Annotated in this window: 22 protein-coding genes; 9 read left to right on the forward strand and 13 right to left on the reverse strand. The window is 63.2% G+C overall.

Annotated elements, in window-relative coordinates:
- Positions 1-65: 65 nt before the first annotated feature.
- Entirely contained in the window at positions 66-3215 is a 3150-nt protein-coding gene (locus tag N551_RS0111840) for a GAF domain-containing protein (protein ID WP_027567167.1), read from the reverse strand.
- Positions 3216-3465: 250 nt separating this feature from the next.
- Positions 3466-4239 carry a helix-turn-helix transcriptional regulator gene (locus N551_RS0111845; protein WP_027567168.1) on the reverse strand — a complete coding sequence of 258 codons (774 nt, stop codon included), beginning with the start codon at positions 4237-4239 and terminating at the stop codon, positions 3466-3468.
- A 108-nt stretch (positions 4240-4347) separates the two neighbouring features.
- On the opposite strand from N551_RS0111845, the gene N551_RS0111850 reads away from it, so the two are divergent.
- Positions 4348-5427, forward strand: a complete 1080-nt coding sequence (locus tag N551_RS0111850; protein ID WP_027567169.1) for a zinc-binding alcohol dehydrogenase family protein — start codon at positions 4348-4350, stop codon at positions 5425-5427.
- Between the two features lie 84 nt (positions 5428-5511).
- Here N551_RS0111850 and N551_RS0111855 read toward each other — a convergent pair whose 3' ends face one another.
- From N551_RS0111855 to N551_RS0111890, 8 genes are all read right to left on the reverse strand, one after another.
- Positions 5512-6213 carry an ABC transporter ATP-binding protein gene (locus tag N551_RS0111855; protein ID WP_027567170.1) on the reverse strand — a complete coding sequence of 234 codons (702 nt, stop codon included), beginning with the start codon at positions 6211-6213 and terminating at the stop codon, positions 5512-5514.
- Between the two features lie 7 nt (positions 6214-6220).
- Entirely contained in the window at positions 6221-7501 is a 1281-nt protein-coding gene (locus N551_RS0111860; RefSeq protein ID WP_007603606.1) for a lipoprotein-releasing ABC transporter permease subunit, read from the reverse strand.
- A 90-nt stretch (positions 7502-7591) separates the two neighbouring features.
- Positions 7592-8911: a proline--tRNA ligase gene (gene proS, locus N551_RS0111865; protein WP_027567171.1), complete on the reverse strand. Its 1320-nt coding sequence runs from the start codon at positions 8909-8911 to the stop codon at positions 7592-7594.
- A 153-nt stretch (positions 8912-9064) separates the two neighbouring features.
- Positions 9065-10627: a CopD family protein gene (locus tag N551_RS0111870; protein ID WP_027567172.1), complete on the reverse strand. Its 1563-nt coding sequence runs from the start codon at positions 10625-10627 to the stop codon at positions 9065-9067.
- Positions 10627-11145: a YcnI family protein gene (locus N551_RS0111875; RefSeq protein WP_027567173.1), complete on the reverse strand. Its 519-nt coding sequence runs from the start codon at positions 11143-11145 to the stop codon at positions 10627-10629. The genes N551_RS0111870 and N551_RS0111875 overlap by 1 nt, the downstream gene beginning before the upstream one ends.
- 32 nt (positions 11146-11177) lie before the next feature.
- The gene (locus tag N551_RS0111880) at positions 11178-11696 is read right to left on the reverse strand and encodes a copper chaperone PCu(A)C (protein WP_027567174.1); all 519 of its coding nucleotides are present in this window, start codon (positions 11694-11696) and stop codon (positions 11178-11180) included.
- A 139-nt stretch (positions 11697-11835) separates the two neighbouring features.
- On the reverse strand, positions 11836-14043 hold the full coding sequence (locus tag N551_RS0111885; protein WP_027567175.1) for a TonB-dependent receptor: 2208 nt from the start codon (positions 14041-14043) through the stop codon (positions 11836-11838).
- Between the two features lie 83 nt (positions 14044-14126).
- Entirely contained in the window at positions 14127-14501 is a 375-nt protein-coding gene (locus N551_RS0111890) for a DUF2946 family protein (protein ID WP_027567176.1), read from the reverse strand.
- Positions 14502-14978: 477 nt separating this feature from the next.
- Here N551_RS0111890 and N551_RS0111900 point away from each other — a divergent pair, with 477 nt between their 5' ends.
- From N551_RS0111900 to N551_RS0111915, 4 genes are all read left to right on the forward strand, one after another.
- On the forward strand, positions 14979-15383 hold the full coding sequence (locus N551_RS0111900) for a globin (RefSeq protein ID WP_027567177.1): 405 nt from the start codon (positions 14979-14981) through the stop codon (positions 15381-15383).
- A gap of 140 nt (positions 15384-15523) precedes the next feature.
- Positions 15524-16546, forward strand: coding sequence for a sugar ABC transporter substrate-binding protein (locus N551_RS0111905; RefSeq protein ID WP_007610940.1), 1023 nt, complete (start codon positions 15524-15526; stop codon positions 16544-16546).
- Positions 16547-16552: 6 nt separating this feature from the next.
- Positions 16553-18055: a sugar ABC transporter ATP-binding protein gene (locus tag N551_RS0111910; protein ID WP_027567178.1), complete on the forward strand. Its 1503-nt coding sequence runs from the start codon at positions 16553-16555 to the stop codon at positions 18053-18055.
- Between the two features lie 12 nt (positions 18056-18067).
- The gene (locus N551_RS0111915; protein WP_027567179.1) at positions 18068-19096 is read left to right on the forward strand and encodes an ABC transporter permease; all 1029 of its coding nucleotides are present in this window, start codon (positions 18068-18070) and stop codon (positions 19094-19096) included.
- A 253-nt stretch (positions 19097-19349) separates the two neighbouring features.
- On the opposite strand, the gene N551_RS0111920 is transcribed toward N551_RS0111915, so the two are convergent.
- Entirely contained in the window at positions 19350-20120 is a 771-nt protein-coding gene (locus N551_RS0111920) for an IclR family transcriptional regulator C-terminal domain-containing protein (RefSeq protein WP_027567180.1), read from the reverse strand.
- Between the two features lie 96 nt (positions 20121-20216).
- Here N551_RS0111920 and N551_RS0111925 point away from each other — a divergent pair, with 96 nt between their 5' ends.
- The 3 genes from N551_RS0111925 to N551_RS0111935 all read left to right on the forward strand — a co-directional run bounded on the left by N551_RS0111925 (position 20217) and on the right by N551_RS0111935 (position 22260).
- Positions 20217-20693: a MaoC family dehydratase gene (locus tag N551_RS0111925; RefSeq protein ID WP_027567181.1), complete on the forward strand. Its 477-nt coding sequence runs from the start codon at positions 20217-20219 to the stop codon at positions 20691-20693.
- Positions 20694-20720: 27 nt separating this feature from the next.
- Positions 20721-21182, forward strand: coding sequence for a MaoC family dehydratase (locus N551_RS0111930; protein ID WP_027567182.1), 462 nt, complete (start codon positions 20721-20723; stop codon positions 21180-21182).
- 88 nt (positions 21183-21270) lie between these two features.
- Positions 21271-22260: a tripartite tricarboxylate transporter substrate binding protein gene (locus N551_RS0111935; RefSeq protein WP_081747820.1), complete on the forward strand. Its 990-nt coding sequence runs from the start codon at positions 21271-21273 to the stop codon at positions 22258-22260.
- Positions 22261-22335: 75 nt separating this feature from the next.
- Here N551_RS0111935 and N551_RS0111940 read toward each other — a convergent pair whose 3' ends face one another.
- Both N551_RS0111940 and N551_RS0111945 read right to left on the reverse strand, forming a co-directional pair.
- Complete coding sequence (locus N551_RS0111940) at positions 22336-23040, reverse strand: L-2-amino-thiazoline-4-carboxylic acid hydrolase (RefSeq protein WP_027567184.1); 705 nt, start codon at positions 23038-23040, stop codon at positions 22336-22338.
- Between the two features lie 42 nt (positions 23041-23082).
- Positions 23083-23475 (reverse strand): RidA family protein, encoded by a 393-nt coding sequence (locus N551_RS0111945; RefSeq protein WP_027567185.1) that lies wholly within the window; start codon positions 23473-23475, stop codon positions 23083-23085.
- A gap of 129 nt (positions 23476-23604) precedes the next feature.
- Here N551_RS0111945 and N551_RS0111950 point away from each other — a divergent pair, with 129 nt between their 5' ends.
- Positions 23605-24240 (forward strand): LysR family transcriptional regulator, encoded by a 636-nt coding sequence (locus tag N551_RS0111950; RefSeq protein ID WP_027567186.1) that lies wholly within the window; start codon positions 23605-23607, stop codon positions 24238-24240.

Genomic DNA, 24240 nt, shown 5'->3' on the forward strand with positions numbered 1-24240 from the left:
GAAAGCCGGGACATAGCCCTTGGGAAGGCGGCTTGCAAACGAAAGAGATCGTTTCCAAAACGCGTTCAGATTTCGTCGAGCAAGATGCGGACTTTGGCAGCCAGGTCTTCGATAGCGAAGGGCTTTGGAAGCAGATGCTTGCCGGCATCGAGCACGCCATTGTGAACGATTGCATTGCGCGTGTAGCCGGTGGTGAACAGCACTTTCAGCGTCGGGTATCGTCTCGACAGCTCGGCCGCAAGCTCGGCGCCGGTCATGTCGGGCATGACGACATCCGTGAACAGCAGATCTGGAACGAAACCATTTTCGATCGTCCTGATCGCCTCTCTGGCACTGGCTGCCTCGATGACGACGTAGCCGAGTTCGCGCAGGCTTTCGGAAGACATGCTGCGGACGCGCTCGTCGTCTTCCACGACGAGAATGGTTTCGTTCTGATGGCTCGCACCGGCGGGTATCTCTTGCTGCGACAGGTCCGAGCCCGCCTCCTCGCCGGCGAAGCGTGGAAGATAGATCTTCACGGTCGTGCCAACGTCGACTTCCGAGTCAATTTTGACATGGCCGCCCGACTGCCGCACGAAACCGTAGACCTGACTGAGGCCGAGGCCGGTGCCCTTGCCCACGACCTTGGTCGTGAAAAACGGATCGAACACCTTGCCGAGCACATCGGCCGGAATTCCCGTGCCGTTGTCCGTCACGGCCACCAGAACGTACTGCCCGGGTGCGAGTGCATACTCGCGCGCATACTTTCGATCGATCGAGGCGTTGCTGGTTGCTATCGTCAGCCTGCCCCCCTTTGGCATGGCATCGCGCGCATTGACCGCGAGATTGATCACGGCGCTTTCCAGCTGGGCCGGGTCTACCTTGACCCGCCAGAGGCCAGCCGCCAGCACCGTCTCGAGGCGGATAAGCTCGCCGAGTGACCGCTCGAGCAGCTCGCTCATCCCGCCGACCATCTTGTTGATGTCCACGACCTCAGGCGCGAGAGGCTGTTGGCGCGAGAACGCGAGCAGCCTCTGCGTCAACGTGGCTGCGCGATTTGCACCGTCGATCGCGCCCTCGATGAAGCGGTCTATGCTGACCTCTCCCCTGCCGAGCCGCCGCTTGGCAAGGTTCAAGCTGCCGAGGATCACGGCCAGCATATTGTTGAAGTCGTGGGCAATACCTCCGGTCAATTGCCCGACGGCTTCCATCTTCTGGGATTGCCGCAACTGCTCTTCGGCTTTCATGCGCTCGGCGATTTCGTCGGCAACACGTTGCTCCAATCCGGCATTGAGCGCCTCGAGCCGGGTCAAGAGCTGGGCGTTGTCGATAGCGGTGGCGGCATGCCCCGCAATACCAAGCAAGGCGGCCTCATGCTCGGCCTGGAATTTACCCGTCTCGGCGTGGCCGAAGAAAAGTCCGCCGAGGACTTCGCCGGTTCGCGAGATCACGGGGACCGCCAGGTAGGATCGGACCGGAAGATGGCCCTCGGGCATGCCTTTCCGCGGCACGTTCTTGCCATAGCGGGGGTCCTGCAGGATGTCGTCGGACCTCACCACGCCAGAGCCCTCGAAGGTCGGGCCAAAGACCGCGGTGTTGCGGGGCATAGGAAAGTTTTCAAACGCGGATCGCGGCGCACCCGACAGCGAATACAGCATGTAGCTGCCGCCATCCGGCGCCAGAACGTTGTAGAAAAAGGCGCCGAATTGAGCACCCGTGAGTCCGACGCCGGCATCCGTCACGATCTGGACGATTGTCTCGAGGTCGCGTTCGCGCGAGACCGAGGCCCCGGTATCATTCAGTATTCTGAGATGACGCTCGGTTTTCTTTTGCGCGGTGATATCCAGAACCGTCCCGATGAACCGAACAGCCTGGCCGTTGGCAAAGATGGCTTGACCGGTGGCGGCGATCCAGCGTTCGACCCCATCATCGATGCCGATGGTCCGGTATTCCATATTGTAGTTTGCCGGCGCGTGCGGCGTCAGAGCTGCGGACACGGCCTCGTGGGCGCGCTGCCTGTCCTCGGGATGAAGGCCCTTCAGGAACGACCCTTCATAGCTGACTTCGGCGTCGGCGGGTAAACCGAACACCTCCCTGCAGCGGTTATCCCATCGAAGAACGTTATTGACCGGGTCGTAGTCCCAGGTGCCGATACCAGCCGCCTTGTTTGCAAGCGTCAGTCGTTCGGCAGCCTCCCGCGCTGCCTGTTCCGATCGGACGCGCTCGATGTGGGCCCATGATCGCTCAGTCACTTCGGTGAGCAAGGCGAGTTCGCGCGGCGTCCACTGGTGCGGGCCGCGGTGATGAATCGCCATCAGCGCGGTAAGTCGTCCTTCTTTCACCAGGGGCATGCAGATCGTCGAACCGATCCCGATGTTCTGGAAGGTGGCGGCTTCCTCGGGCGCAAGCTCCTTCAAATTGTCATTGATGATAAGGGGCCTGCCGGCGCCGAGCTCTCGCACCGCCTTCTTGCCGAAGTCAGCCAGACTGTAGTGCCCGAGGATATGCACCGCGCCCGGCGCCGCCCAATCCCCGCGGATGGTGAAGCCGTCCTGGTCGGGATCCATATCGGCATAGGCGCAGCTCGATACGTCGAGATGCTCGCCAATCATCCTGGTCGTCACCGCCATCACGCCGTCGGCATCACGGGTCCTGGCCGTCTCCTTGTTGAGTGTGTCCAGGAAAAGCAGCCGGGCTTCGTTCTCCCGGACGGCCGTCTCCGCACGTCGGCGCTCTACGGCCGTGCGCGTGCGCTCGGCAACATCGCGGATAAGCTCCAGCTCTTCGGGGCTCCATTCGCGCGGCCTGGCATTGTTCAGATACAGCAGCGCCACCACCCCGTCGGGTTCGGAGATCGGCATGTTGACGAGCGCGCGCGCAGAGATCGCCTCGAGAGCCTCGGCACGATCGCCGACGCGAGGGTCTTTTTCCGCATCGGCACAGATGACGGTCTCGCCCCGCTTGAGGTCTTCGATGTAGCTGCCATAGTCGCGGAAGCGCAGCACGCCTGCGAGGCTCAGGATGCCCGGTGCGTTCCAGTCGCGGACAATGGTGATGGTCTCGGCTGAGGTGTCGACCGTGCCGTAGCCTGCCCTGCTGACGTTCAGGCTACGGCCAAGCAGCTCTGCCGCGGCATAGGCGAGATCGTCCGGATTGTTGATCTCTCGGATGTAGTCGCCGAGCGTGGCTAAGACGGAATTGCGATCGGCCGAGCGGACCCCGGTCGCTGTCGTCATTGGTCTTCCCCTGCCACTTTCCTGGCTCCACGATGAGCCAGTGTTTGATCGTCCCGCTGCTGCTCGCTTCGACCGTGAGCCCGCCTGACCCTGTGAGTGATGCAGGCAGGTGGCACAAATGTCTGCGCGATAACCGCATGATGGCATTTAGGTTCCCGTCATCACCGTCCCTTGGAAGCCTGGCCATCGACCCGGACTTCCACCAGGTCGGTCCAGCTGCCGCCAGGCGGCTCCAAGCCCCACGCCCACCCTACACCGGCGTGTAGATCACGAGCTTCAGCGCCGGATCGTCATTGGCCTGAAAGCTCGTGTGCTCGAACCGGAGCACGCCCTTGGTCGGATGGTTCATGGTCTTGAGGCCCGCGGCAGTGCTGCGGATCTCGTGCGCTTCCCACCATTTGACGAATTCCGGACTGCCCTGGCGCAGCCGCGTCAGCAATTCCGTAAAGGCGGGATCGCCGGCCCAGACGTCGTGAGTGGCGCGAAACATCGCAACCATGCTCTTCGCGACATCCGCCCAGCCGGCACCGTAGAACTTTCGCGTCTGCTTGTTCGTCAGCACCAGCAGCAGCGTGTTGCGGTCCTGCTCGGGCAATTGTCCGAACCCGAAGATCTCCTCGGCCGCCGCGTTCCAGGCCAGCACGTCCCAGCGCCGCCCCGTGATGTAGGCCGGCTGCTTCAGGCTTTCGATCATCCGCCGAATTGGCGGCGGCACGATCTCGCGCGTGAACGCGCGCCTGTCGCCGTCGCGGGCCAGTGCCTTGAGATGGGCGTGCTCGGTCTTGCTGAGGCGTAGCGCACGCGCCAGCGCGTCGATGGTGGTGACCGAGGGGCTGACGGTGCGCCCCTGCTCGAGGCGGATGTACCAGTCGACGCCGATGCCGGCGAGCTGCGCCACCTCCTCGCGGCGCAGGCCCGCGGTGCGGCGCCGCCGGCCGGCAGGAAGCCCGACCGTCTTCGGCGACAGCTTTTCGCGGCGGGACCTTAGAAAGTCGCCGAATTCGACGCGGCGTGGGTCGGCCATGGTGACGTGCCTCGATGGAGGGCCTAGGGAATACTAGGATAATACCAGGCCTTCCTGGGCCTGGGAAGGCGGTGCATATGGGCATCACCCGAATATGAGGTGACCACCATGAAAGCCGCCGTACTCAAATCCCTGGGATCTCCGCTCGTCATCGAGAATGCACCCGAACCGGTGCTCGGGACCGGCGAGGTCATCGTGGACGTCATCGCAACGCGGGTGCTGTCCTACATGAACGAGGTCTTCAGCGGCGAGCGGAACTATGCGCTCGAGCTGCCGATCATCCCGGGACCTGGCGGCATCGGCCGGGTGCGCGCCATCGGCCCGGACGCGACGAAGCTCAGCGTCGGCGACTGGGTGTTCTGCGACCCGACGGTGCGTTCGCGCGATGATGTCGTTTCGCCCGACATCGCCCTGCAAGGCCTCACGGCCGCCGGTGCGGGCGGCATGCGCCTGCAACAGCATTTTCGCCACGGCTCGTTTGCCGAGCAGATGCGGGTGCCGACGGAGAACGTCAAGCGGCTCGGCACGATCACGCCGGAGGACGCCACGCGATGGTGCGCGCTGGGGACGCTGCTGGTGCCCTATGGCGGCTTTCTCGCCGCCAACCTTCAGCCCGGCGAGACCGTGCTGGTGAGCGGCGCCACCGGCAATTTCGGCAGCGCCGCCGTCTCGCTCGCGCTCGCGATGGGCGCGGCCTGTGTGGTCGCACCCGGCCGCAACGACGAAATTTTGGCCGACCTCGTCCGGCGTTTTGGTGACCGCGTGAAGCCGGTCAAACTCACCGGCAACGAAGACGACGACCGTGAGCGCATGAAGCGAACGGCGCCCGGACCGATCGACTGCGTGCTCGACATCATGCCGCCCTCGGTGAGCACGAATGTGGTGCGCGCGGCGATCATGACGGTGCGCGCTTACGGCCGCGTCGTGCTGATGGGTGGCGTCGGCATGGCCGGCGGCGCGGGGCTCGAACTGCCCTACCCCTGGATCATGCGCAACTGCATCAGCATCCACGGCGTCTGGATGTATCCGCCGGATGCGGCAGGCCGCCTGATCGTGCTGGTGCGCGCGGGACTGCTCAGGCTGGAGGAGTACGAAGCCACCGCGTTCGACCTCGACCACGCCAACGAGGCGGTAGCCCATGCCGCCGCCAATGGCGGGCCGTTCAAATTGACGGTGATCCGGCCCTGAGCGCCCCGGGCGTGCGGCCGCCCATTTTTTTCGTCAGCCCGGCCAAGCACTTGGCTACTGTGCATGGGGTTGTTTTCGCGGTTTTTATTCGAGCTCGATCACCTGGCCGTTCGACAGCGACACGCGGCGGTCCATGCGGCCGGCGAGCTCCATGTTGTGGGTCGCGATCAGCATGGAGACCTTGGTCGCCTTCACGAGCTGCATCAGGGCCTGGAAAACGTGGTCCGCGGTGTGCGGATCGAGATTGCCGGTCGGCTCGTCCGCAAACAGCACCCGCGGAGCATTGGCCACCGCGCGCGCGATCGCGACGCGCTGCTGCTCGCCGCCCGACAGCTCGGACGGACGGTGCGTGATGCGCTCGCCGAGGCCGAGATAGCCAAGGATCTCCTTGGCGCGCTTGACGCTCTCGGATTTCTTGAGGCCGCGGATCATCTGCGGCAGCATGACGTTCTCCAGCGCCGAGAACTCCGGCAGCAGCCGGTGCGACTGGTAGACGAAGCCGATATCGGTGCGGCGAAGCTGGGTGCGCTCGATGTCCGGCAGTTGCGAGGTCGGCGCGCCATTGACGTAGACCTCGCCGGAATCGGGCGCTTCCAACAGCCCCGCAATGTGCAGCAGCGTCGACTTGCCCGAGCCGGACGGCGCCACCAGCGCGACGGACTGGCCCGCCCACAGCGCGAGCTTGGCGCCGTCGAGGATCGTCAGCGGCACCTCGCCCTGCAAGTACTGCCGCTTTATCTCGTGGAGATAAATGACCGGCACATCTTCCGCCCCCTGCTGCTCCATCAGCCCCTCACTCGTACCGCAGCGCTTCGACGGGATCGAGGCGCGCGGCGCGCCAGGACGGATACAGCGTCGCCAGGAACGACAGCGTCAGCGCCATGATGACGACGGCCGAGGTCTCGCCGATGTCGATCTCGGCGGGCAGCTTCGACAGGAAATACAGCTCTGGCGAAAACAGCTCGGTGCTGGTCAACCAGGACAGGAATTGCCGGATCGATTCGATGTTGAGGCAGATCACCAGCCCGACGATGAAGCCGACCATCGTACCCACCACGCCGATCGAGGCGCCCGTGATCAGGAAGATGCGCATGATCGAGCCTTGCGAGGCCCCCATCGTGCGCAGGATCGCGATGTCGCTGCCCTTGTCCTTCACCAGCATGATCAGGCCGGAAACGATGTTGAGCGCCGCGACCAGCACGATCATGGTGAGGATCAGGAACATCACGTTGCGCTCGACCTGCAGCGCGTTGAAGAAGGTCGAGTTGCGCTGACGCCAGTCCACCAGGAACACCGGCCGGCCCGCTGCCTCCGTCACGGCCTGACGGAACGCGACGATCTGATCCGGATTGGTGGTGAAAACCTCGATCGAGGTGACGTCGTTGCTGCGGTTGAAATAGGCCTGCGCCTCCGCGAGCGGCATGAACACGAAGCCGAGATCATACTCCGACATGCCGATCTCGAACACCGCGGCGATCTTGTACGGTTTTATGCGCGGTGTCGTGCCCATCGGGGTGACCGCGCCCTTCGGCGCCACCAGCGTGATGCTGTCGCCGGCGTGCAGCGACAGCTGGTCAGCGAGGCGCCGGCCGATCGCGACCCCCTGCCCGTCGTCAAAGCCCTCGAGCGAGCCCTGCTTGATGTTCTTGGCGATCGAGGTGAGGTTGTTGAGGTCGTCGGAGCGGATGCCGCGCACCAGGACGCCGGAGGCGTTCCAGGGCGATGACGCCAGCGCCTGGCCATCCACGACGGGCGCTGCGAGCCGGATACCCTGGACCTGGCTGAGGCGGTCGGCGACGTCCTTCCAGTCCGTGAGCGGCGATTCCAGCGGCTGGACCAGGATGTGGCCGTTGAGCCCGAGGATCTTGTCGAGCAGCTCCTTGCGGAAGCCGTTCATGACGGCCATGACGATGATCAGTGTCGCCACGCCCAGCATGATGCCGAGGAAGGAGAACCCGGCGATAACCGAGATGAATCCCTCCTTGCGGCGCGCCCGTAAGTAACGCGCCGACAGCATCCACTCGAATGGCGCAAAAGGCGCGGTTTGGACAGTTTCAGTCATGGTCTCATCCATCGCTCGATAGTCCCATGATTCGGGGTCAAATGTGGCCGGATTGGCGGCCGCGATCTCGGGCGATGAACAATATTCAGCCGACCAGCCTTATCAGCCCGCAAGTCTTGCGACCGCGTCCTCAGGCGACATGGTCTCGCGGGCGCCGTCACTTCGCCGCTTGAGCTCGACCTTGCCGTCGGCGAGCCCCTTCGGCCCAATCATGATCTGCCAGGGGATGCCGATCAGGTCGGCGGCGGCGAATTTGGCTCCGGCCCGCTGGTCGGTGTCGTCGTAGAGCACGTCGACGCCCTTGGCGGACAGCTCCGCATAGAGCTTCTCGCAGGCCGCGTCGACCGCGGCATCGCCCTGCTTGAGGTTGAGAATCGACACGCGGAACGGGGCAACGGCCTCCGGCCATTTGATGCCGGCATCGTCATGGCAGGCCTCGATGATGGCGCCGAGCAGGCGGGAGACGCCGACGCCGTAGGAGCCGCCGTGGATCGGCACGTCGACACCGTCGGGGCCCGCCACCAGCGCCTTCATCGCGTCGGAATACTTCGTGCCGAAATAGAAAATCTGCCCGACCTCGATACCGCGGGTGTTCACCCGCTTATCCGCGGGCACTTCCTGCTCGAAGCGCGCGGCGTCGTGAACGTCTTCCGTCGCCGCATAGACCGAGGTCCATTGCTTGATGATCGGCGTCAAATCGCTCTCATAATCGACGTCCTCGCCCGGCACCGGCAGGTCGAGCACGTCGCGATTGATGAAAACGCCGGATTCGCCGGTCTCGGCGAGCACAATGAACTCGTGGCTGAGATCGCCGCCGATCGGGCCGGTCTCGGCGCGCATCGGGATCGCCTTCAGCCCCATCCGCGCGAAGGTGCGCAAATAGGCGACGAACATCTTGTTGTAGGCGACGCGCGCCGCGGTCTCGTTGAGGTCGAACGAATAGGCGTCCTTCATCAGGAACTCGCGGCCGCGCATCACGCCGAAGCGCGGGCGCTGCTCGTCGCGGAATTTCCATTGAATATGATAGAGATTCAGCGGCAGGCTCTTGTAGGACTTCACATAGGCGCGGAAAATCTCGGTGATCATTTCCTCGTTGGTCGGACCGTACAGCAGCTCGCGCTTGTGCCGGTCGGCGATGCGCAGCATCTCGGGGCCATAGGCATCGTAGCGGCCGCTCTCGCGCCAGAGGTCGGCGAGCTGGAGCGTCGGCATCAACAGTTCCAGCGCACCGGAGCGGTCCTGCTCCTCGCGCACGATCTGCTCGATCTTCTTCAGGACGCGGAAGCCGAGCGGCAGCCAGGCATAGATGCCGGCGGCCTCCTGCCGGATCATGCCGGCACGCAGCATCAGCCGATGCGAGACGATCTCCGCCTCTTTCGGATTTTCCTTCAGGATGGGCAGAAAGAACCGCGACAACCGCATGGCAATACTCGAGGAATCAGTGATGGCTTGCAGTGAAACCGGATTGGGAGCCAAAACACAAGACCGGGAATGAGGAAAACCCGCTAACACAGCGGAATTCCTGTCATTTTTCCGTCGACTTCAGGTTCGACGCGAGGTGCCGAAGAGCCGGGTTCAGGGCGCCGCCACCTCGAGTTCGTCCTCCAGCGTGATCTTCTCGAAATCGGTCACGAGCGCGTCGATCCGCACATGCCAACGGCCGGCAAAGGGCAGCTCGACCTTGCGCACGTGCCAGTAGCGGTCCGGCCCCAGCAAGGCGTTCCGCTCCATCGGCTCAATGCCGCGTTCGGGCAGGCTCAGCGTCAGCGTCACCTCCTTGGCATCGAGAACCGCCCCCTCGCCAGTCATGAGCTGCAGGACGAAATCGTCGATACCCGCCTTGCCCGGCGAGACCAGGACCTGAAACATCGCCCTGTCGGTGTGGATGTGGATCGCCAGCGGCGTCTCCGGAGCGATCGTTCGCGGCGGCGGCGTGAAGCGCCAACCGGCCACGACGGCGAAGATGCCTAGCGCGATCGCGCATTCGAGTACGATCGAGCGCTTCAGTGCCGGCGCGGCCTTGTGATCCCCCGCCAGAGCTGGAGTCAGGCGGAAGCGGTTGAGCGCGGCAAGCGCCAGCAGCACGAGGACCAGTGCAAGCTTGATCGAGAGGATCAATCCATAGCGGGTCTCGACCAATGCAGACGGCTTTTCGAGCTGGACGATGGCGAGCGCGAGGCCGGTCAATGCGAGAACGCCAACGGCCGGCGCCGCGATACGAGAAAAGCGGTTCACGACGGGCAATGTCGCGACGGGTCGCTTTGACAACAGGGCGCCCAGCGGCGCGAGGGCCCCAATCCAAAAGGCGACACCGAGGCCATGGAGAAAGATTGCGGGCCGGGTCAACAGTTCGGGCGGTGCCGTAGCAGCGTGCCCGGTCATGGCCAGCGACAAGCCGACGCCGACGAAGGCAATGATCGCCAGAGCGCGCGCGCACCACGCGCTGCCTAGCGCCAGCAAGGCGAACAGCATTGCAGCGACGGCCACGAGCAAGGCCGGGCCCGCGCTGGTCCCGGATGCGACTTTCCAGGGAGCCATCGTCGCGAGAGCGGATAGCGGTAGGCCCAGGAGATCCAGCCCCAGCACACCAAGGGACACCACCGCGCTCGGGACGCCGATGGTGAGCGCCACGCACGGAATGGTTATGCCGGTCATCGACCACGCAACCCAGCGCGCAAAGAAAACGCCGCCGACGCCGACGAACAGGCCAAGATAGAGACCGACCCGCGCCAGCCAGATCAGCACGTTCAATACGCCATTGGCGTTTGCGGGAGGTTGCGTCCCCGTCGGCGTGCCGATCGAGAAGACCACCGATCCAGCGATGGGATGGCCATCCTGCGAGATCACGCGATAGCTGACGACGGCCGTGCCTTGCGGCAGGTCCGCCGGCATCGCGACCGAGATGGTCGCGCCCGATGCGTCGACGCGCACGTCATCCCGCGCCGTGCCCGCGCCGTCGATCAGCCGGATCGCGCCCGGCGTCACCGTCTCGTTGAAGCGCAACTCCACCATCTTCGGCGCGCTCGCGAGCATGCTGCCGCTCGCCGGCTCGACCGCGACGAGCGCCGCGTGCGCCGCGGCGCCGGTCGCGAAGCCGACAACGAGGAGCAGCGTCGCGAGCGCGGCGAGCAGGCGCATCAGGGTTTCGGCAGGAGTTTCACGCCCGGAGCCGGCGATTTGCTCTCATGCGAATGCCCTGCGCCCTCCGCGGGGATCTCGATCCAGCGACTGACGCCGGTCTCGCATTCCTGGACGACGGGGAAGTACAGGATCGTGTTCGGCTTGAGCGTGTCGGTCAGGGCCGTGTGCATGACGAACTCGTCATAGTTCTTGTCCGGCAGCTTGCCGCCAGACCAAGTCACCTCCTTGACGCCGGAGGAGAGCTTGTTGCCGTGATAGTCGTATTCGCTGGCGTATTTGCCCTCGACCACGTCAACACTCCAGCCCGCCTTCGGCATCGGCTTTACCGCGATCACGCCTTCAGGAATCTGCACCCGGATTTTCACCGTGGGCGAGCCCGCGCAACCGTGCGGGACGGCGAAGACGGCCTTGTAGGAAGCACCGACCGTGGCCTGCTTGCCTTCGAGGAAGACGTGCGCAGTCGCTGGCGTTGCCGCAAATACGCCCAGAAAGATCAGCCAGGTTCGCTTCGACATATTGGGTCTCCCGAAGGTCCAGATCACGCGCGTCACATCTTCATTCCCGAATGATCAGGCATTTTCTTCATCATGTGCCCGCCCTCGCCGGGCGCCTGTGCGCCGACGCCTTGGACGTCGAGGGAGACGGCGACCTTGCCGGCCTTCTCGAACTGAAGCGTCACCGGCACCTTGTCGCCCTGCTTGAACGGGCCCTTCAGCTCCTGGAGCATCAGGTGGTAGCCGCCCGGGGCGAACTTCACCGTCTTGCCGGGATCGATCACGAGCCCCTTGTCGAGCAGGCGCATCTTCATCACGCCACTGTCCATCGCCATCTCGTGGACCTCAGCCTTCCCCGCGATATCGGCGGAAACGCTGACCAGCTTGTCTGCCACTGTGCCCTTGTTCTCGATGGTCAGATAGCCGCCGGCCACCTTGGCTCCGCCTGGTGTCGCCCGGCTCCACGCCTGCGAGATGACGAGATCGCCGGCCTTGATGTCCTCGGCCTGCGCGACGGCACAAGCGGTCAGCAACAGTGAAATTGCAAGGAGAGTTCGTCCGATATTCTTCATGTTGATTGCCTCTTTCGCGATTGATCGGGCCGAGAATGGCCCTGCATTCTTCCACGACGATTTTCCGCCGCCACCCGCATCGGCATTCGGAATGCCGGCCTGCGGCGGAGCGAACATAGACCCAAGTGCCATTTGCACGTCACCATCGATACCTCATTCCAGCATACACTGCCCGTCCCGTGCCCGGCTCAAACAATGCTGACGTCGCCGTCGCTCGATCGATGATGCTCGCGCTGGCTATGTAGGTCTTGTTGGTGAGATTGCGCCCCTCGATGTAGGCAGACATCGGGCCACCATTGTCGAAGCCGGCTTTCAATCCCAACAGGGCGTAAGGCTCTGACGTCAGCTTGTTCATGCTGTCGACGAAGTAGGCCTGTGGCACCCATTCGACGTTGGGTCCAACATAGAACCCGGTAGGGTGCTTGTAGAGAAGCTCCGCGCGCAGGTAGTGATTTGGAGCTCCCGGCAATCGATTGTTTCCGAAGGTCGGATCTTTGTCGAAGCGGAAGTCGTTGAAGGAATAAGCCAGATTCAGCCAGATCTTGTCCGGAGCCGGGCCGTTGACGAAGATGTCACGAAAGATTGCTGCGCCCGCGCCGGCCTCGATGCCTTGATGGATGGTGCGGTCGGCGTTGGTCACATTGCAATTGCCGAAAGTACTATAGAGGCATTGCAATTCGTCGCGAATGTTGGCCCGGTAGGCCGTCAGTTCCCAGGCATAATCAGATCGCTTCATGCGAGTCCCGATTTCGTACGTGGTGGCAATCTGCGGGCGGATGCTGGTGAACGGGATCGTCGGAATGCCGAGACCGATCGCGCTTTCGCCAAAGCTCGGCACCTCGGCACTCCGCGAGACATTGACGAAGGCTTGCCAGGCCGGATCGATTTGCCACAACAGACCGCCTTTCGGCGACCAGAGATTAAAGCGCGTTGCCCCCGATTGATCCCCGTCGCTGAGGAAACGATCCTGCCGATTGCGGGTCGCGTACAGAAACTGCGTGCCGCCGATCACTGCAAGATTTGGAAGGACGTAGAAGCTGTCTTCGACATAGGCGGAGGTATTCTCCGACCGATCGATCGAGGAAGAAAGCAGTGCACCCTTCTGCCCGCCAATGTTGGCGAACTGCTGGTTGTCGATGCTGCCGTTCAGCACATTTACGCCTGCGACCAACTTGTTGCGGAAACCGCCAATGGTGCGGTCATCCGTGATCTTCGCGAATCCGCCGTAGTCCTTGTACCGGTAGTCCAGCCACTGGAAAATCGGATGCATCAAATGGCGATCGACGCCAAAGGCGCCGAATTCGACTTTGGTGTCATCGAAACGAACGGTGGTTTTGTTGGCGAGCCTGACAGTATCGATGTTGCGCTGCTGATCCATCGCAACATTCGCCGGTGCAGCAGCTTCCGGATCGGTCAAAGCGGACGTTTTGGTCACGGTACCCGGAATTCGCTGCCGCACTTCGTTGGCATTGAGGTAGAACCGTGTCTCGACATCCGGGGAGAACTGATAGCCCACATTACCGCTCAAGCGGTTGCTCGAGCCGAAGCTGTGATCGCGAAATCCGTCTGCGGCCTGCGTGGAAGCGGTCACGAACCCGTCCCACGGCCCGTTGACGCCGCCTGCGTTCGCCTGAAGTCGTTTGTAGCCAAATCCTCCGACATCGAAGGACACACCATTCGGAAACGAGTCGCGGCCGGTCGGGGTCACGAAGTTGATCGCGCCTCCCAGCGAATTGGCGCCGAACTGAAGCGCGTTGCCGCCCTTGAAGACTTCGACATATTTGTAGGCGCTCGGATCGATCTCCTGGAAATCGCCATAGCCATCCGCGGTGTTGATCGGAATGCCGTCCATATAGAGCTGCACACCGCGCAGATGAAAATTGCGCGACAGGCCGGACCCGCGAATCGAAAGGCGGGTGTCGTCGCCCCATTTGGGCTGGACGTACACGCCGGGCACGTAATCCAGAACATCCTTGATCGTGTTGGACGGCGTCGAGTTCCTGTACGCCTCGGCCGACACGAGCGCCACGCCGCCCGGAGTCTGGTTAATCTCCGCCAGCGCTTGTTGCGCCGTCAGAACCGTCAGGGCACCCGGAGCCCCGGCACTCTGTTCTCTCGCGGTTTGCTGCGGTGATGGGGTCGTTCGCGGGCTTCGCGTGACGCGCGCCGATCGCGCCGTGTTGCGTGGCGGTCGGACCCCCGACGCGCGCTTCTGCTGAGGCGCCTCGACGGTGATTGGCGGCAGCACTGCGCTGCTGCTTTGAGCAAAGGCTCCGCTCGACGACGCAAGCAGCGCGGCCTGAATGGCAACGACACTCACACCACGGCGGGCATGACAGCGTAACATGGGCATTCCTGACGCCGGGCTTTATCTCCGGCCATTCGACAGCATCAATCGCCTGCGGCGGACCACGGCGATCACGAGAGTCGTCAGGAAAATTGAGGCGGTGCGCGCGCCTGCGCGTTTGTGCCTTTATGGGCCGCGCCGGCGAATGCCTCCGCCGCGTGCCACACCACGCGCTCGGCGTGGCGGAAGGGAACGGAAAGCGCGGCGTGCGGCGGCGAATCGAGCGACGCGCCCACCTGCGCTAGGCAACAGAGGGCGCATGCACCGGCATGTGCGACCGGCGTACCCGCCGGATCGTTCAGGCCGCCTTGCTCGCCTGCGCTGTGGCAGATGACGGCGGCGGACAACGGATCGGCCACGGCTTGGCCGGCCGCCAGACAGGCGGCAATCGGCGCCAGCACCTGCATCACCAGGGCGAGCAGGACCAGAGGTAGGAATTTTTGCAGCCGTGCGCGCATCCGCCGAACCATTCGTTCGTCTACTAACTAAACACCGGCGGATGGCCAAGTCGAGCCCGGTTCCGCCGCCTCCTTAATCCAGCGCAAGTTTCCCGGAAAACAGTGGTCCGGACGCGCGCGGGAGGGAACCTCCGGCATTTGAGGCAGTCGAGCACCCGGCCCATCCAAAGATTTCTCATATTTGTCATATGCTTAGAGAGCCGAAAGCCCGATCATTTCGTCAGTTGCTCGAATTTTGAACATTCGTTGCTGAAAATGATGACAAGTGAGAAAAGTTGATCTAGCATCCTCTTGCTCAGGCTGGCCGCGAGGTCGAAGTCTGGTGGTCCAAGTCTCGGGAGGAGCCCCTGACGCGCAAAATGCAGCGTCGCCCCGCCAATCAAGATCAAATCTTAGAATCGGGGATAATAGGGTCGACACAATTTTCGAGCGGGGCTAGGGCCCCGCTCTTTTTTTGTCTGCGGGGCTCAAGCACCGATGAATGCTTCTCCCAATCCGATCGAACAGAGCTTTGAACTTGCAGCCTCGCGCTGCACCGATCTCACGCCACACGTCTATCAGCGGCTGTTCGAACAGCATCCCGAAACACGGGCGATGTTCCGCACGCAAGGCAGCGAACTCGTGAAGGGATCGATGCTGGCTCTCACGATCGAGGCGATTCTCGACTTCGCCGGTGATCGCCGCGGGCAATTCCGGTTGATCGCGTGCGAGGTCGCGTCGCACGATGGCTACGGCACGCCGCGCGAGCTGTTCATCGCCTTCTTCGCCGTCATCAGGGATACGCTACGCGATCTTCTCCGCGATGAATGGTCGGAGGACATCGCGCAGGCCTGGGACCGACTGCTCATCGAGATCGACGCGTTCGCGGGTGTCCCGGCCTGACGCTTTGCGCTGCACCAACACGGGCTCGCGGCGACCCGCCGTTGATTGCGGATTGAGTGGCACCAACTCTTGTGAGACACTTTCGGACATCGGTCGCGCAATCAATGACGCGCCGAGATAAAATTGTATGGGAGCGAGCGATGTCCGGGACGAAAGATTTCTCGACGACGAGGCGCGATCTTCTTCAGGCGGCAGCAACCGCCGGCGCCGCGACTGCCATCCTCGGCAGCATGGGCATAAACCCCGCCCTTGCAGCCGAAGTCGGACGAAGCGAGAAGCCGCTGAAGGCGGCATTCTCCAACGCAGGCCTCCAGGCCACCTGGTGCGCGCAGGGCAAGCAGGCCGCGGAATTCTGGGGCAAGCTGTTCAATGTCGAAGTCACTTGGTTCGACGGCCAGCTCGATGCCGTGAAGCAGCGCGCGGCGATTGACAACATGGCCTCGCAGAAATGGGACTTCGTCGCGATCCAGGCGTTCGGAATCGGCACCCTCACCCAGCCGGTGCAGAAGATGATCGACGCCGGCACGCCCGTGATCGACATGGACACGCTGATCGCGCCGCTGGACCAGATCAACGTCCACTCCTTCCTCGCCCCCGACAACGAGTTCATGGGCGCCTCCGTGACGCAGGCGCTGTGCAACGCCATGGGCGGCAAGGGCAAGATCATCATGACGCAAGGAGCCCTCGGCCACACCGGCGCGCAGGGCCGCGCCAAGGGCTTCAACAATGTCGTGAAGCAATTCCCCGGGATCGAGGTGCTCGACACCCAACCGGCCGACTGGGATGTGTCGAAGACCGCGCGTCTCTGGGAAACCTACCTGACCAAGTATCCGCAGATCGACGCGGCGTTCTTCCACAATGACGACATGGCGCTCGCGGCCGCCAACATCATGAAGGCGCGGGGCCGCACCAACATCCTGATCGGCGGTGTCGATGCAATGCCGCCGGCGATCCAGGCGGTCAGCGAAGGCCGCATGTTCGCCACCGTTCGCAATCCGTCCTGCCGGATTCATGGCGGCGCCATCATCGCGGGCGTTTCCGCCGTGGTCGGCGGCGAAAAGAGCGGACAGGGCATTCCCAAGAACGTCGTCACCGACGGTCCTGTCGTGACCAAGGCCAACGCCGCAGGCATGCAGTGGATGCAGGATCACTTCCTGATCTGAGCCTCCATGCGAGAGGATCGTTCGCCTATCCTGGAACTGCAGGGCATCACGAAGAGCTTCGGCGGCGTCGAGGCGCTTCGTGGTGTCGACTTCGCGCTCTCACCCGGCGAGATCCATGGTCTCGTCGGCGAGAACGGCGCGGGAAAAAGCACGCTGATGAAGATCATCGCCGGCGTGCACACCGAATTCTCCGGCCGCTTCCTGATCGACGGACAGGAGACGCATTTCCGCTCGGCCCGCGACGCCCACAGCGCCGGCATCGCCATGGTGCACCAGGAGCTGTCCGTTGCGCCCGACCTCACGGTCGCGGAGAACGTGTTTCTGGGCAACCAGCCGACCAACCGCCTCGGCCTGGTGCAATGGCGGCGGATGGCGCGCGAGGCCGGCGAGCAGCTCGCCCGCTTCGGCATCGACGTCGATCCGATGAGCAGGCTCGGCGATCTCCCGATCGGGCTCCAGCAGCTGATCGAGATCGCGCGCGTGCTGTTCTCCGGCGCCCGCATCGTCATCCTGGACGAGCCGACCTCCGCCCTCTCCCCACCCGAGGTCGAGCGATTGTTCGCGACGCTGCGCCGGCTGCGCGAAGAAGGCACGGCGATCGTCTTCATCTCGCATTTCATCGAGGACATCTTGCGCGTCTCCGACACGGTGACCGTGTTCCGCAACGGACGGAAGGTCGCGGAGACGGCAAGTGCTGCGACCAGCAAGGGCGCGCTGATCGAGGCCATGATCGGCCGCGGCGGCGAAGCGCTCGAGCACAGCTACAGCGACGATCTGATGCTGCCGCGGGCGAGCGACAGCGCGGTGGTCCTGAAGGTCGACCAGCTGTCGCTGGCCCGCAGCCTGAAGGACATCTCCTTCGAGGCCCGCGCCGGCGAAGTGCTCGGCATCTACGGCTTCATGGGCTGCGGCCAGCAGGAGCTGTCGCGCATCTTGTTCGGCAAGCTGAAGCCGGACGGCGGCACGCTCGCGGTCGAGGGCAAGCCCAAGACCTTCGCCAGCACGGCGGCGGCGCGGCGGGCCGGCGTGGCGCTGGTGCCGGAGAGCCGGCGCGCGATGCTGTTTCACCAGGAGCCGGTCTACAAGAACATCTCGATCAGCATTCTCGATCGCATCTCGGCGTTGCTGCTCAAGCCGGCGCAGGAGCGCGACATCGCAAAGCGCCAGGTCGAGCAGCTCCAGATCAGGCCGCCAGTGGTCGGGCTCGATCTCGGCATGCTCTCCGGCGGCAATCAGCAGAAAGTCGCGCTGGCGAAATGGCTGACCTATCCGCCGAAACTCCTGGTGCTGTGCGAACCGACCCGCGGCATGGATGTCGGTGCCAAGAACGACGTCATCAACATCGTCCGCGATCTTCGCGCCAAAGGGCTCGCGATCATCGTGCTGTCGACCGAGCCGGAAACGGTGCTGTCGCTGGCCGACCGCATCCTCGTGCTCAAGCGCGGCGCATTGGTGCGCGAATTCAAGAACGAGCCGGTCAGCAAGGACCGCCTGCTGGAAGCGGCGTGACGGAGAAGCACCATGGCGAGCAGTGAGACGGCTTTGGCGGCGGGGCAGCGGGCGCGAGGGCTTGCGCCGTTCCTGCGCTCGCAGATGCGCAACATCGCCCCGTTCCTGACGCTGATCTTCCTGTCCGGCTTCTTTGCGCTGGCCAGTCCCTCCTTCGCCACGCTGGACAATCTCGGCAACATCCTGACCCAGGTGTCGGTGACAGGAATCATCGCCGTCGGCCTCACCTTCGTGATTCTCTGCGCGGAGATCGACCTCTCGATTGCCAGCATCGCCAACGTCACCGGCATCGCGGTCGCCTACTTCACGCTCCAGGAATCCTACGTCAACATTCCCAACATTCCCCTGCCCGGCGCCGCGGCGATCCTGCTGGCCATTTTGCTGTGCGCGTTCCTCGGCCTCGTCAATGCGCTGGGACTGACCGTGATCGGCATCCCCTCCTTCATCATGACCTTGGCGATGATGCAGATCGCGGCCGGCATCTCGGCGCTGCTGGTGCGCGGCCAAATCGCCTACAAGGTGCCCGGCGTGATCACCACGCTCGGCTCCGGATCGATCGGCGGCATCCCATGGATCGTCATCGTCGCCGCGATCATGCTGCTCTTGGGACATCTGGTGCTGACCTACACGCGCTTTGGCCGCTACGTCTACATGGTCGGCGGCAACCGCGAGGCGGCCGAATATTCCGGCCTCAACGTCAAGCTCATTCTCGGCGCCGTCATGGTGATCTCGGCGGTGTGCTCCGGGATCGGCGGCATGCTCGGTGTCGCTCATTTCGGCAGTGCGCAGCAGAACGAGTTCGACACCTACCTGCTCGACTCCATCGCCGCCGTCGTGGTCGGCGGCACCAGCCTGTTCGGCGGCCGCGGAGGCATCGGCAACACCATCGTCGGGCTCTTCGTGCTCGGTGTCCTCAATAACGGCCTCGACCACGTCAACATCGACAGCTTCCTGAAGATCCTGATCCGCGGCCTGATCCTGCTGGCGGCGCTGGTCATCAACGTCTATGCGCAGCGGCTGAGGGAGAAAGCGGTGGAATAGCGGCCCCCGAAAACAAAAAGCGCGAAAACAACCCCATGCACAGTAGAGACCGCGTGGGAATTCAACGAGTTATAAAATCCGAAATTGCGATGATGCGACCGCAGCGACGGTTTGACTCGTCGGGCAAAACAGGAGCAGGATGTCACGATGGCGCTGGCCAATTGTCTGGTCAGATCTGCCACAGGGCGCGCGGCTTTCCGAAGCGAGCTTTACGCCCGGTTCGCTGCTCCGACTACTGCCGCGCAATCCTTGATCACGACAACGACACTGATTGAGTCCGAATGTCCTGGGCGGTCTTCTGAAGCCGCACGAGATATCGTTTCTTTGCGGCCGCCTCGTTCAGCGTTCCGGAGATCAGATTGATGCTGATCGCCGCAACGACGCTGCCGCCCTGATCGCGAATTGGAACGGCCATGCCGCAAATCGCCGGATCCAGCTCGCCATCGACCCAGGCGTATCCCCGCCCCTCCGTCAGTTGCAGTTCCTGAGCCAGGCGTTTGGGATCGATGATGGTCCGTGGCGTCACTGACTTGAGTGGCGTGGTTGCCAAATATTGGGCTTTCTGCTCCGGAGTAAGGTTGGCCAGAAGCACACGTCCCAACGAGACGAGATGCGCGGGTAGCCGGCTGCCGATCCCGAGATTGGTGGAGAGGATACGCCGCGCCGGAAGTCTCAGGGCATAGACGATATCAGTTTCATCGAGCACCGCGAGCGCGCAGGATTCGCCGATGTCGTTGCGAAGATCTTCGAGCGCACGCTGAGCATAGCCCCAGAACGGCAAGGCGTTCAGGTAGGACAAGCCCAGACCGAGAGCTCGAGGTCGCAAGCGGAAATAGCGGCCGTCGGCTTCGCAATATTTCAGCGTAACGAGGGTGGCGAGCATGCGTCGCGCCGTTGCGCGGTTGAGGCCGGCATGGACGGCGGCCTCTGAAAGCGTATGCCGCCCTGGGGACCGGCCAAGCGCCTCGATCAGGGCGAAACCTCGCTCAATCGCGCGAACGTATCCATCGCTCTCTTTTGGCAATGCCACGGCCCCTTGCGGAGACGGACAAGCTCCGCGCATAGTGGTTCACAAAACGAATGATCTGTTCGCCTGGCGAACACTATGGGAGGAGACGCGATGACGCAAGCGCCGGCATTCGAGACCGATTTCTGGAAGGACGCCAATCTGCGCAAGGTGTGGGACGACATCGTCCCGGGTGAGCCGCGCAAGACGATCCCCTACAAGCTGACGCTGGAAGCTATCCAGCTCTACTGCCGCTCCGTCGGCGAAGATCACCCGCTCTATTTCGACGAGACCTACGCGAAGAAAACTCCTTATGGCGGGCTGATCGCACCGCCGTCGATCCACATTCTGCTGATGTTCGCCTGCACCCCCACCGACGACTGGATGCGAACGCCGGGGACCATTAATGCCGGTCAATCCTGGAGTTACAACAAGGCTGCACGGCCCGGAGACACCATCACGCTGCAGGCACGCGCACTGGACAAATTCATCAAGCGCGAGCGCCTCTTCGTCGTCCACGACAACGTCTTCTTCAACCAGCATGGCGACGTCATTTGTTCCGGCCGCGGCCAGACGATCCGCCCCGCTTAATCGCAACGGCAGACAAGGAAACATGGCATGAGCACCAGCTTCGAGAACCTCACCGTCGGCGACATGATCGACGGCCCAAAGTTCGACGTCTCGCGCGAATCCATCCGTCTGTTTTGCGACGGGTCGCTCGACTACAACCCCCTGCATCTCGACGACGATTACATGAAGAACAGTTTCGGCAAGACCAATTTCGGCGGCATCATCATGCATGGCATGAACAATTTCGGGCTGATCACCCGGATGCTGACGGATTGGGCCTATCCTGCCGGTGCCATTCAGCGGCGGCTTGAGACGCGCTGGCTCAAGCCGGTCAAGCCAGGGGACACCATCCAGCCGCTAGGCGTGGTGAAGTCGAAGCAGTCGACGCAGAAATCAAATTGGGTGCTGATCGACGTACTGGTCCGCAATCAAAGGGGCGAGCACGTCGCAGCCGGTGAAGCCATGGTCGAATTTCCGACATCCGGTTCAATCGCGGCCCGAGCCGGGTGAAAAGCCCGGCACCGGCGTCGATCTCGCCCAGCCTTTGCGACGACCATAACGAGATGAGCGCATTTCGACCGCTCGACGGGAGGACTTCATGAACCGGATGGCAAGGGTGAGAACGCTCTGGCTCGCTATCGGCCTGGTGCTGCTATCGTTGACGATCCCGCTGGGCTTGGCGTCAGCCCAGCAGTTTCCTCCGAGCCAGATCAAGATCGTCGTGCCGTTCCCGGCCGGCGGCACCACGGACATTCTGGCGCGCTTCATCGCGCAATACCTCGGTGACAGGCTCGGCGTTTCGACCATCGTGGAAAATCGCGCCGGCGCGTCAGGCACCATTGGGTCCGAGATGGTTGCGAAAGCGCCGGCCGACGGCAGCGTGTTGCTGATCGCCGCGACCCACCACGTCATCAATCCGAGCCTGTTCCGCCAGCTGCCCTATGACACGCAGGTAGCCTTCTCGCCCGTGGCCGTCGTCGCGAGCGCGCCCAACGCACTCGTGGTCACAAAGGACTTTCCGGCGAAAAACGTCGCCGAGCTCATCGCGCTGGCGAAGAAGGACCCGGGCAAGCTTTCGTTCGGCTCCTCCGGAATCGGGGGCGCCAATCATCTGTCCGGCGAACTTTTCAAACAAATGGCGGGCGTCGACATCATCCACATCCCCTACAAGGGAGCCGCGCCCGCGATGAACGATCTGCTTGGCGGCCATATCCCGATCATGTTCGACACGCTCCCAACCGTGCTTCCGGCCGCCTCGGCCGGCAACATTCGCGTCCTCGCCGTCACCAGCATGACGCGCGCGGCGTCGCTTCCCGACGTTCCGACGCTCGATGAAGCCGGCGTCAAAGATTTTGAAGCGACGGCGTGGTTTGGCATGTACATGCCGGCAGCGAATGGCAATCCTGCCTATGCCAGGCTGGTCGAGGTCATGAGCGAGATTCTGGCCCCCCCGGCAATTGCCGAGAAGTTCGCAACACAGGGGGTCACTCCCGGCAAATTATCGGGCGCTGAATTCACCCGCTTCGTGGATGCCGAGATCAGGAAATGGTCGGCCGTGGTCAAGCAGGCCAACGTGCCGCTCGAATAAGCGCGCGCAAGAACCACGCCTCCTTCAGCAGGCGAGCAATTCAGGGCCACCTGCATTGGAATAAGGGAGCGCGGCCTAACTCTCGGCGTTCTCATCCGGCGCAAGCCGCGAGAACCGGAAATTGCAATGGCTCGCACCGCCCGCGAGCGTCTGCGTCCTCTCCAGGTGGATGCCTCGCGCTGCGTAGGCGACGAAATCGAGCCCGCAAATATTCGGCAGGATTTCCTTGTCTCCATGGCGCGCTGCGAGCTTGCAGAAGCCGCAAGCCTTGTAGTTGATGCCGAACTCAAAACTGTCACCCGTATCGGGCTCGACGAAATCGTAGACGAAATCTTCCGGAAACTCGGTTTGATGGCTTTCGGTTGCGCTTCTTGCCGCCTGCTCGCGTAGCAGGGCCTGGTTCTCAGCCGACATGAACTGACGACCCGAGGCGAGACGTTCGGCTTCCGATACGGCGAGCAATTGCGCCTTGTAGGTTTCCCGCTCGATCTCGCCGATCACGGCCAGCGGCACGCCGTGGCGTCGCAGCACCCGGCTGATCGCCGTGAAGCTCATGAGACGCATGAAGAAATCGCTCATGCGGCTTGCCGCGCCGCCGACATAGGGCATCTGGGTGAGCACGATTTCGAATTCATCCATCACCTCCTGCCTGATCCCGTTGATCTCGGAAAGCTGCGCGCGCTCACGCAACATCGCTTCGGCCAGGTCGAGCCGCTCGCGCATGGCAGCCTCCATTGCACCACGATGCGCTTCGTAAAACGGATGAATGATCTCAGCCATGGGAGACCTGATATGATTGGCTCATTGCAATGTCGGCCGGTTTCATTCGGCGGCGATCGCCTCGATCTCCAGCAGCCAATTGCTGTCGACGGTCTCGACGATCACGACCGTCAGCGCGGGTTGGTGTTCGCCCAGCATCGCGCGACGAATGGAGCGGTTGGTCACGAGTTGATTGCGGTCGGTCAGGAACGTGTTGACCTTGACCAGATGCGCGACGCCAAGGCCGGCGGCGGCGAGGACCTCCTTCACGTTGCGCCAGGCCTGCTCGCACTGCGCCTCAAAACCGTCAGGAACGGTGCCGTCGGATCTCTGGGGCACCTGGCCGCTGATGAACAACAGGCGACGATGCTGCGTCACCTCAAGTCCCATGCAGTAACCACCGGCGGGAGCGTGGACGGTTGCGGGATTGTGGCTGACGATGTGAGCTGGGGGCATAGGGTCTTCTCCGGATTGCGGGTCGACCGTATCCGGAGCCACCGCCGCTTCGCAAAGCATCATTGCTGCGGCTCAGCGCAAGAAAATCTATTGCAAGGCCAAGGTCCGCCGGTGTCAAAATGGAGCCCGATGACCTACGCCCTTCCCCCACTTAACGCGCTCCGCGCCTTCGAAGCCGCCGCGCGGCATCTCAGCTTCAAGCTGGCCGCACACGAGCTGCACGTGACGCCGGCCGCCGTGGGGCAGCAAGTGAAGGCCCTGGAGGCGCGCCTCGGCGTGCAGCTGTTCGAGCGGCTGCACAAGCAGCTCATCCTCACCGCCGCCGGTCAGGCCTATCTGCCCGGGGTCTCCGAAGGCTTTCGCCACATTGCGGAAGCGACCTCGCAATTGAGGCCGGCAGGTGCGGTGCTGCTGCAATTGGGGGTCCATGGCGGCTTCGACCTCCGCCGCCTCGATCTGGCAGAATTTCGCAGCACGCATGCGGAGATCGGCTTGCGGGTGCTGCATCCGGCCGGCCTGCACGAATTGGTCGAAGGCAAGGTCGACCTGCTGATCGCCCGCGGCCTCAGCCGCCATCCGGGCTATCGCTGCGACCGGATCGATGAGGGATCGGGTTTGGGCGATTGGCTGGTTGCGCCTGAAGGCACCGCGGATTGTCCCGAGGTCGTCAGTTTTCGCGCGTGGCTGCGGGCGCTGCCGGTCGAGAAGGCGCTCGCAAATCGTCGCCCTCGTCTGGTAGGTGTCAGCGGATGGCGCATCCGGTGA

It is taken from the genome of Bradyrhizobium sp. URHA0013 (assembly GCF_000518345.1).
GTDB lineage: Bacteria > Pseudomonadota > Alphaproteobacteria > Rhizobiales > Xanthobacteraceae > Bradyrhizobium.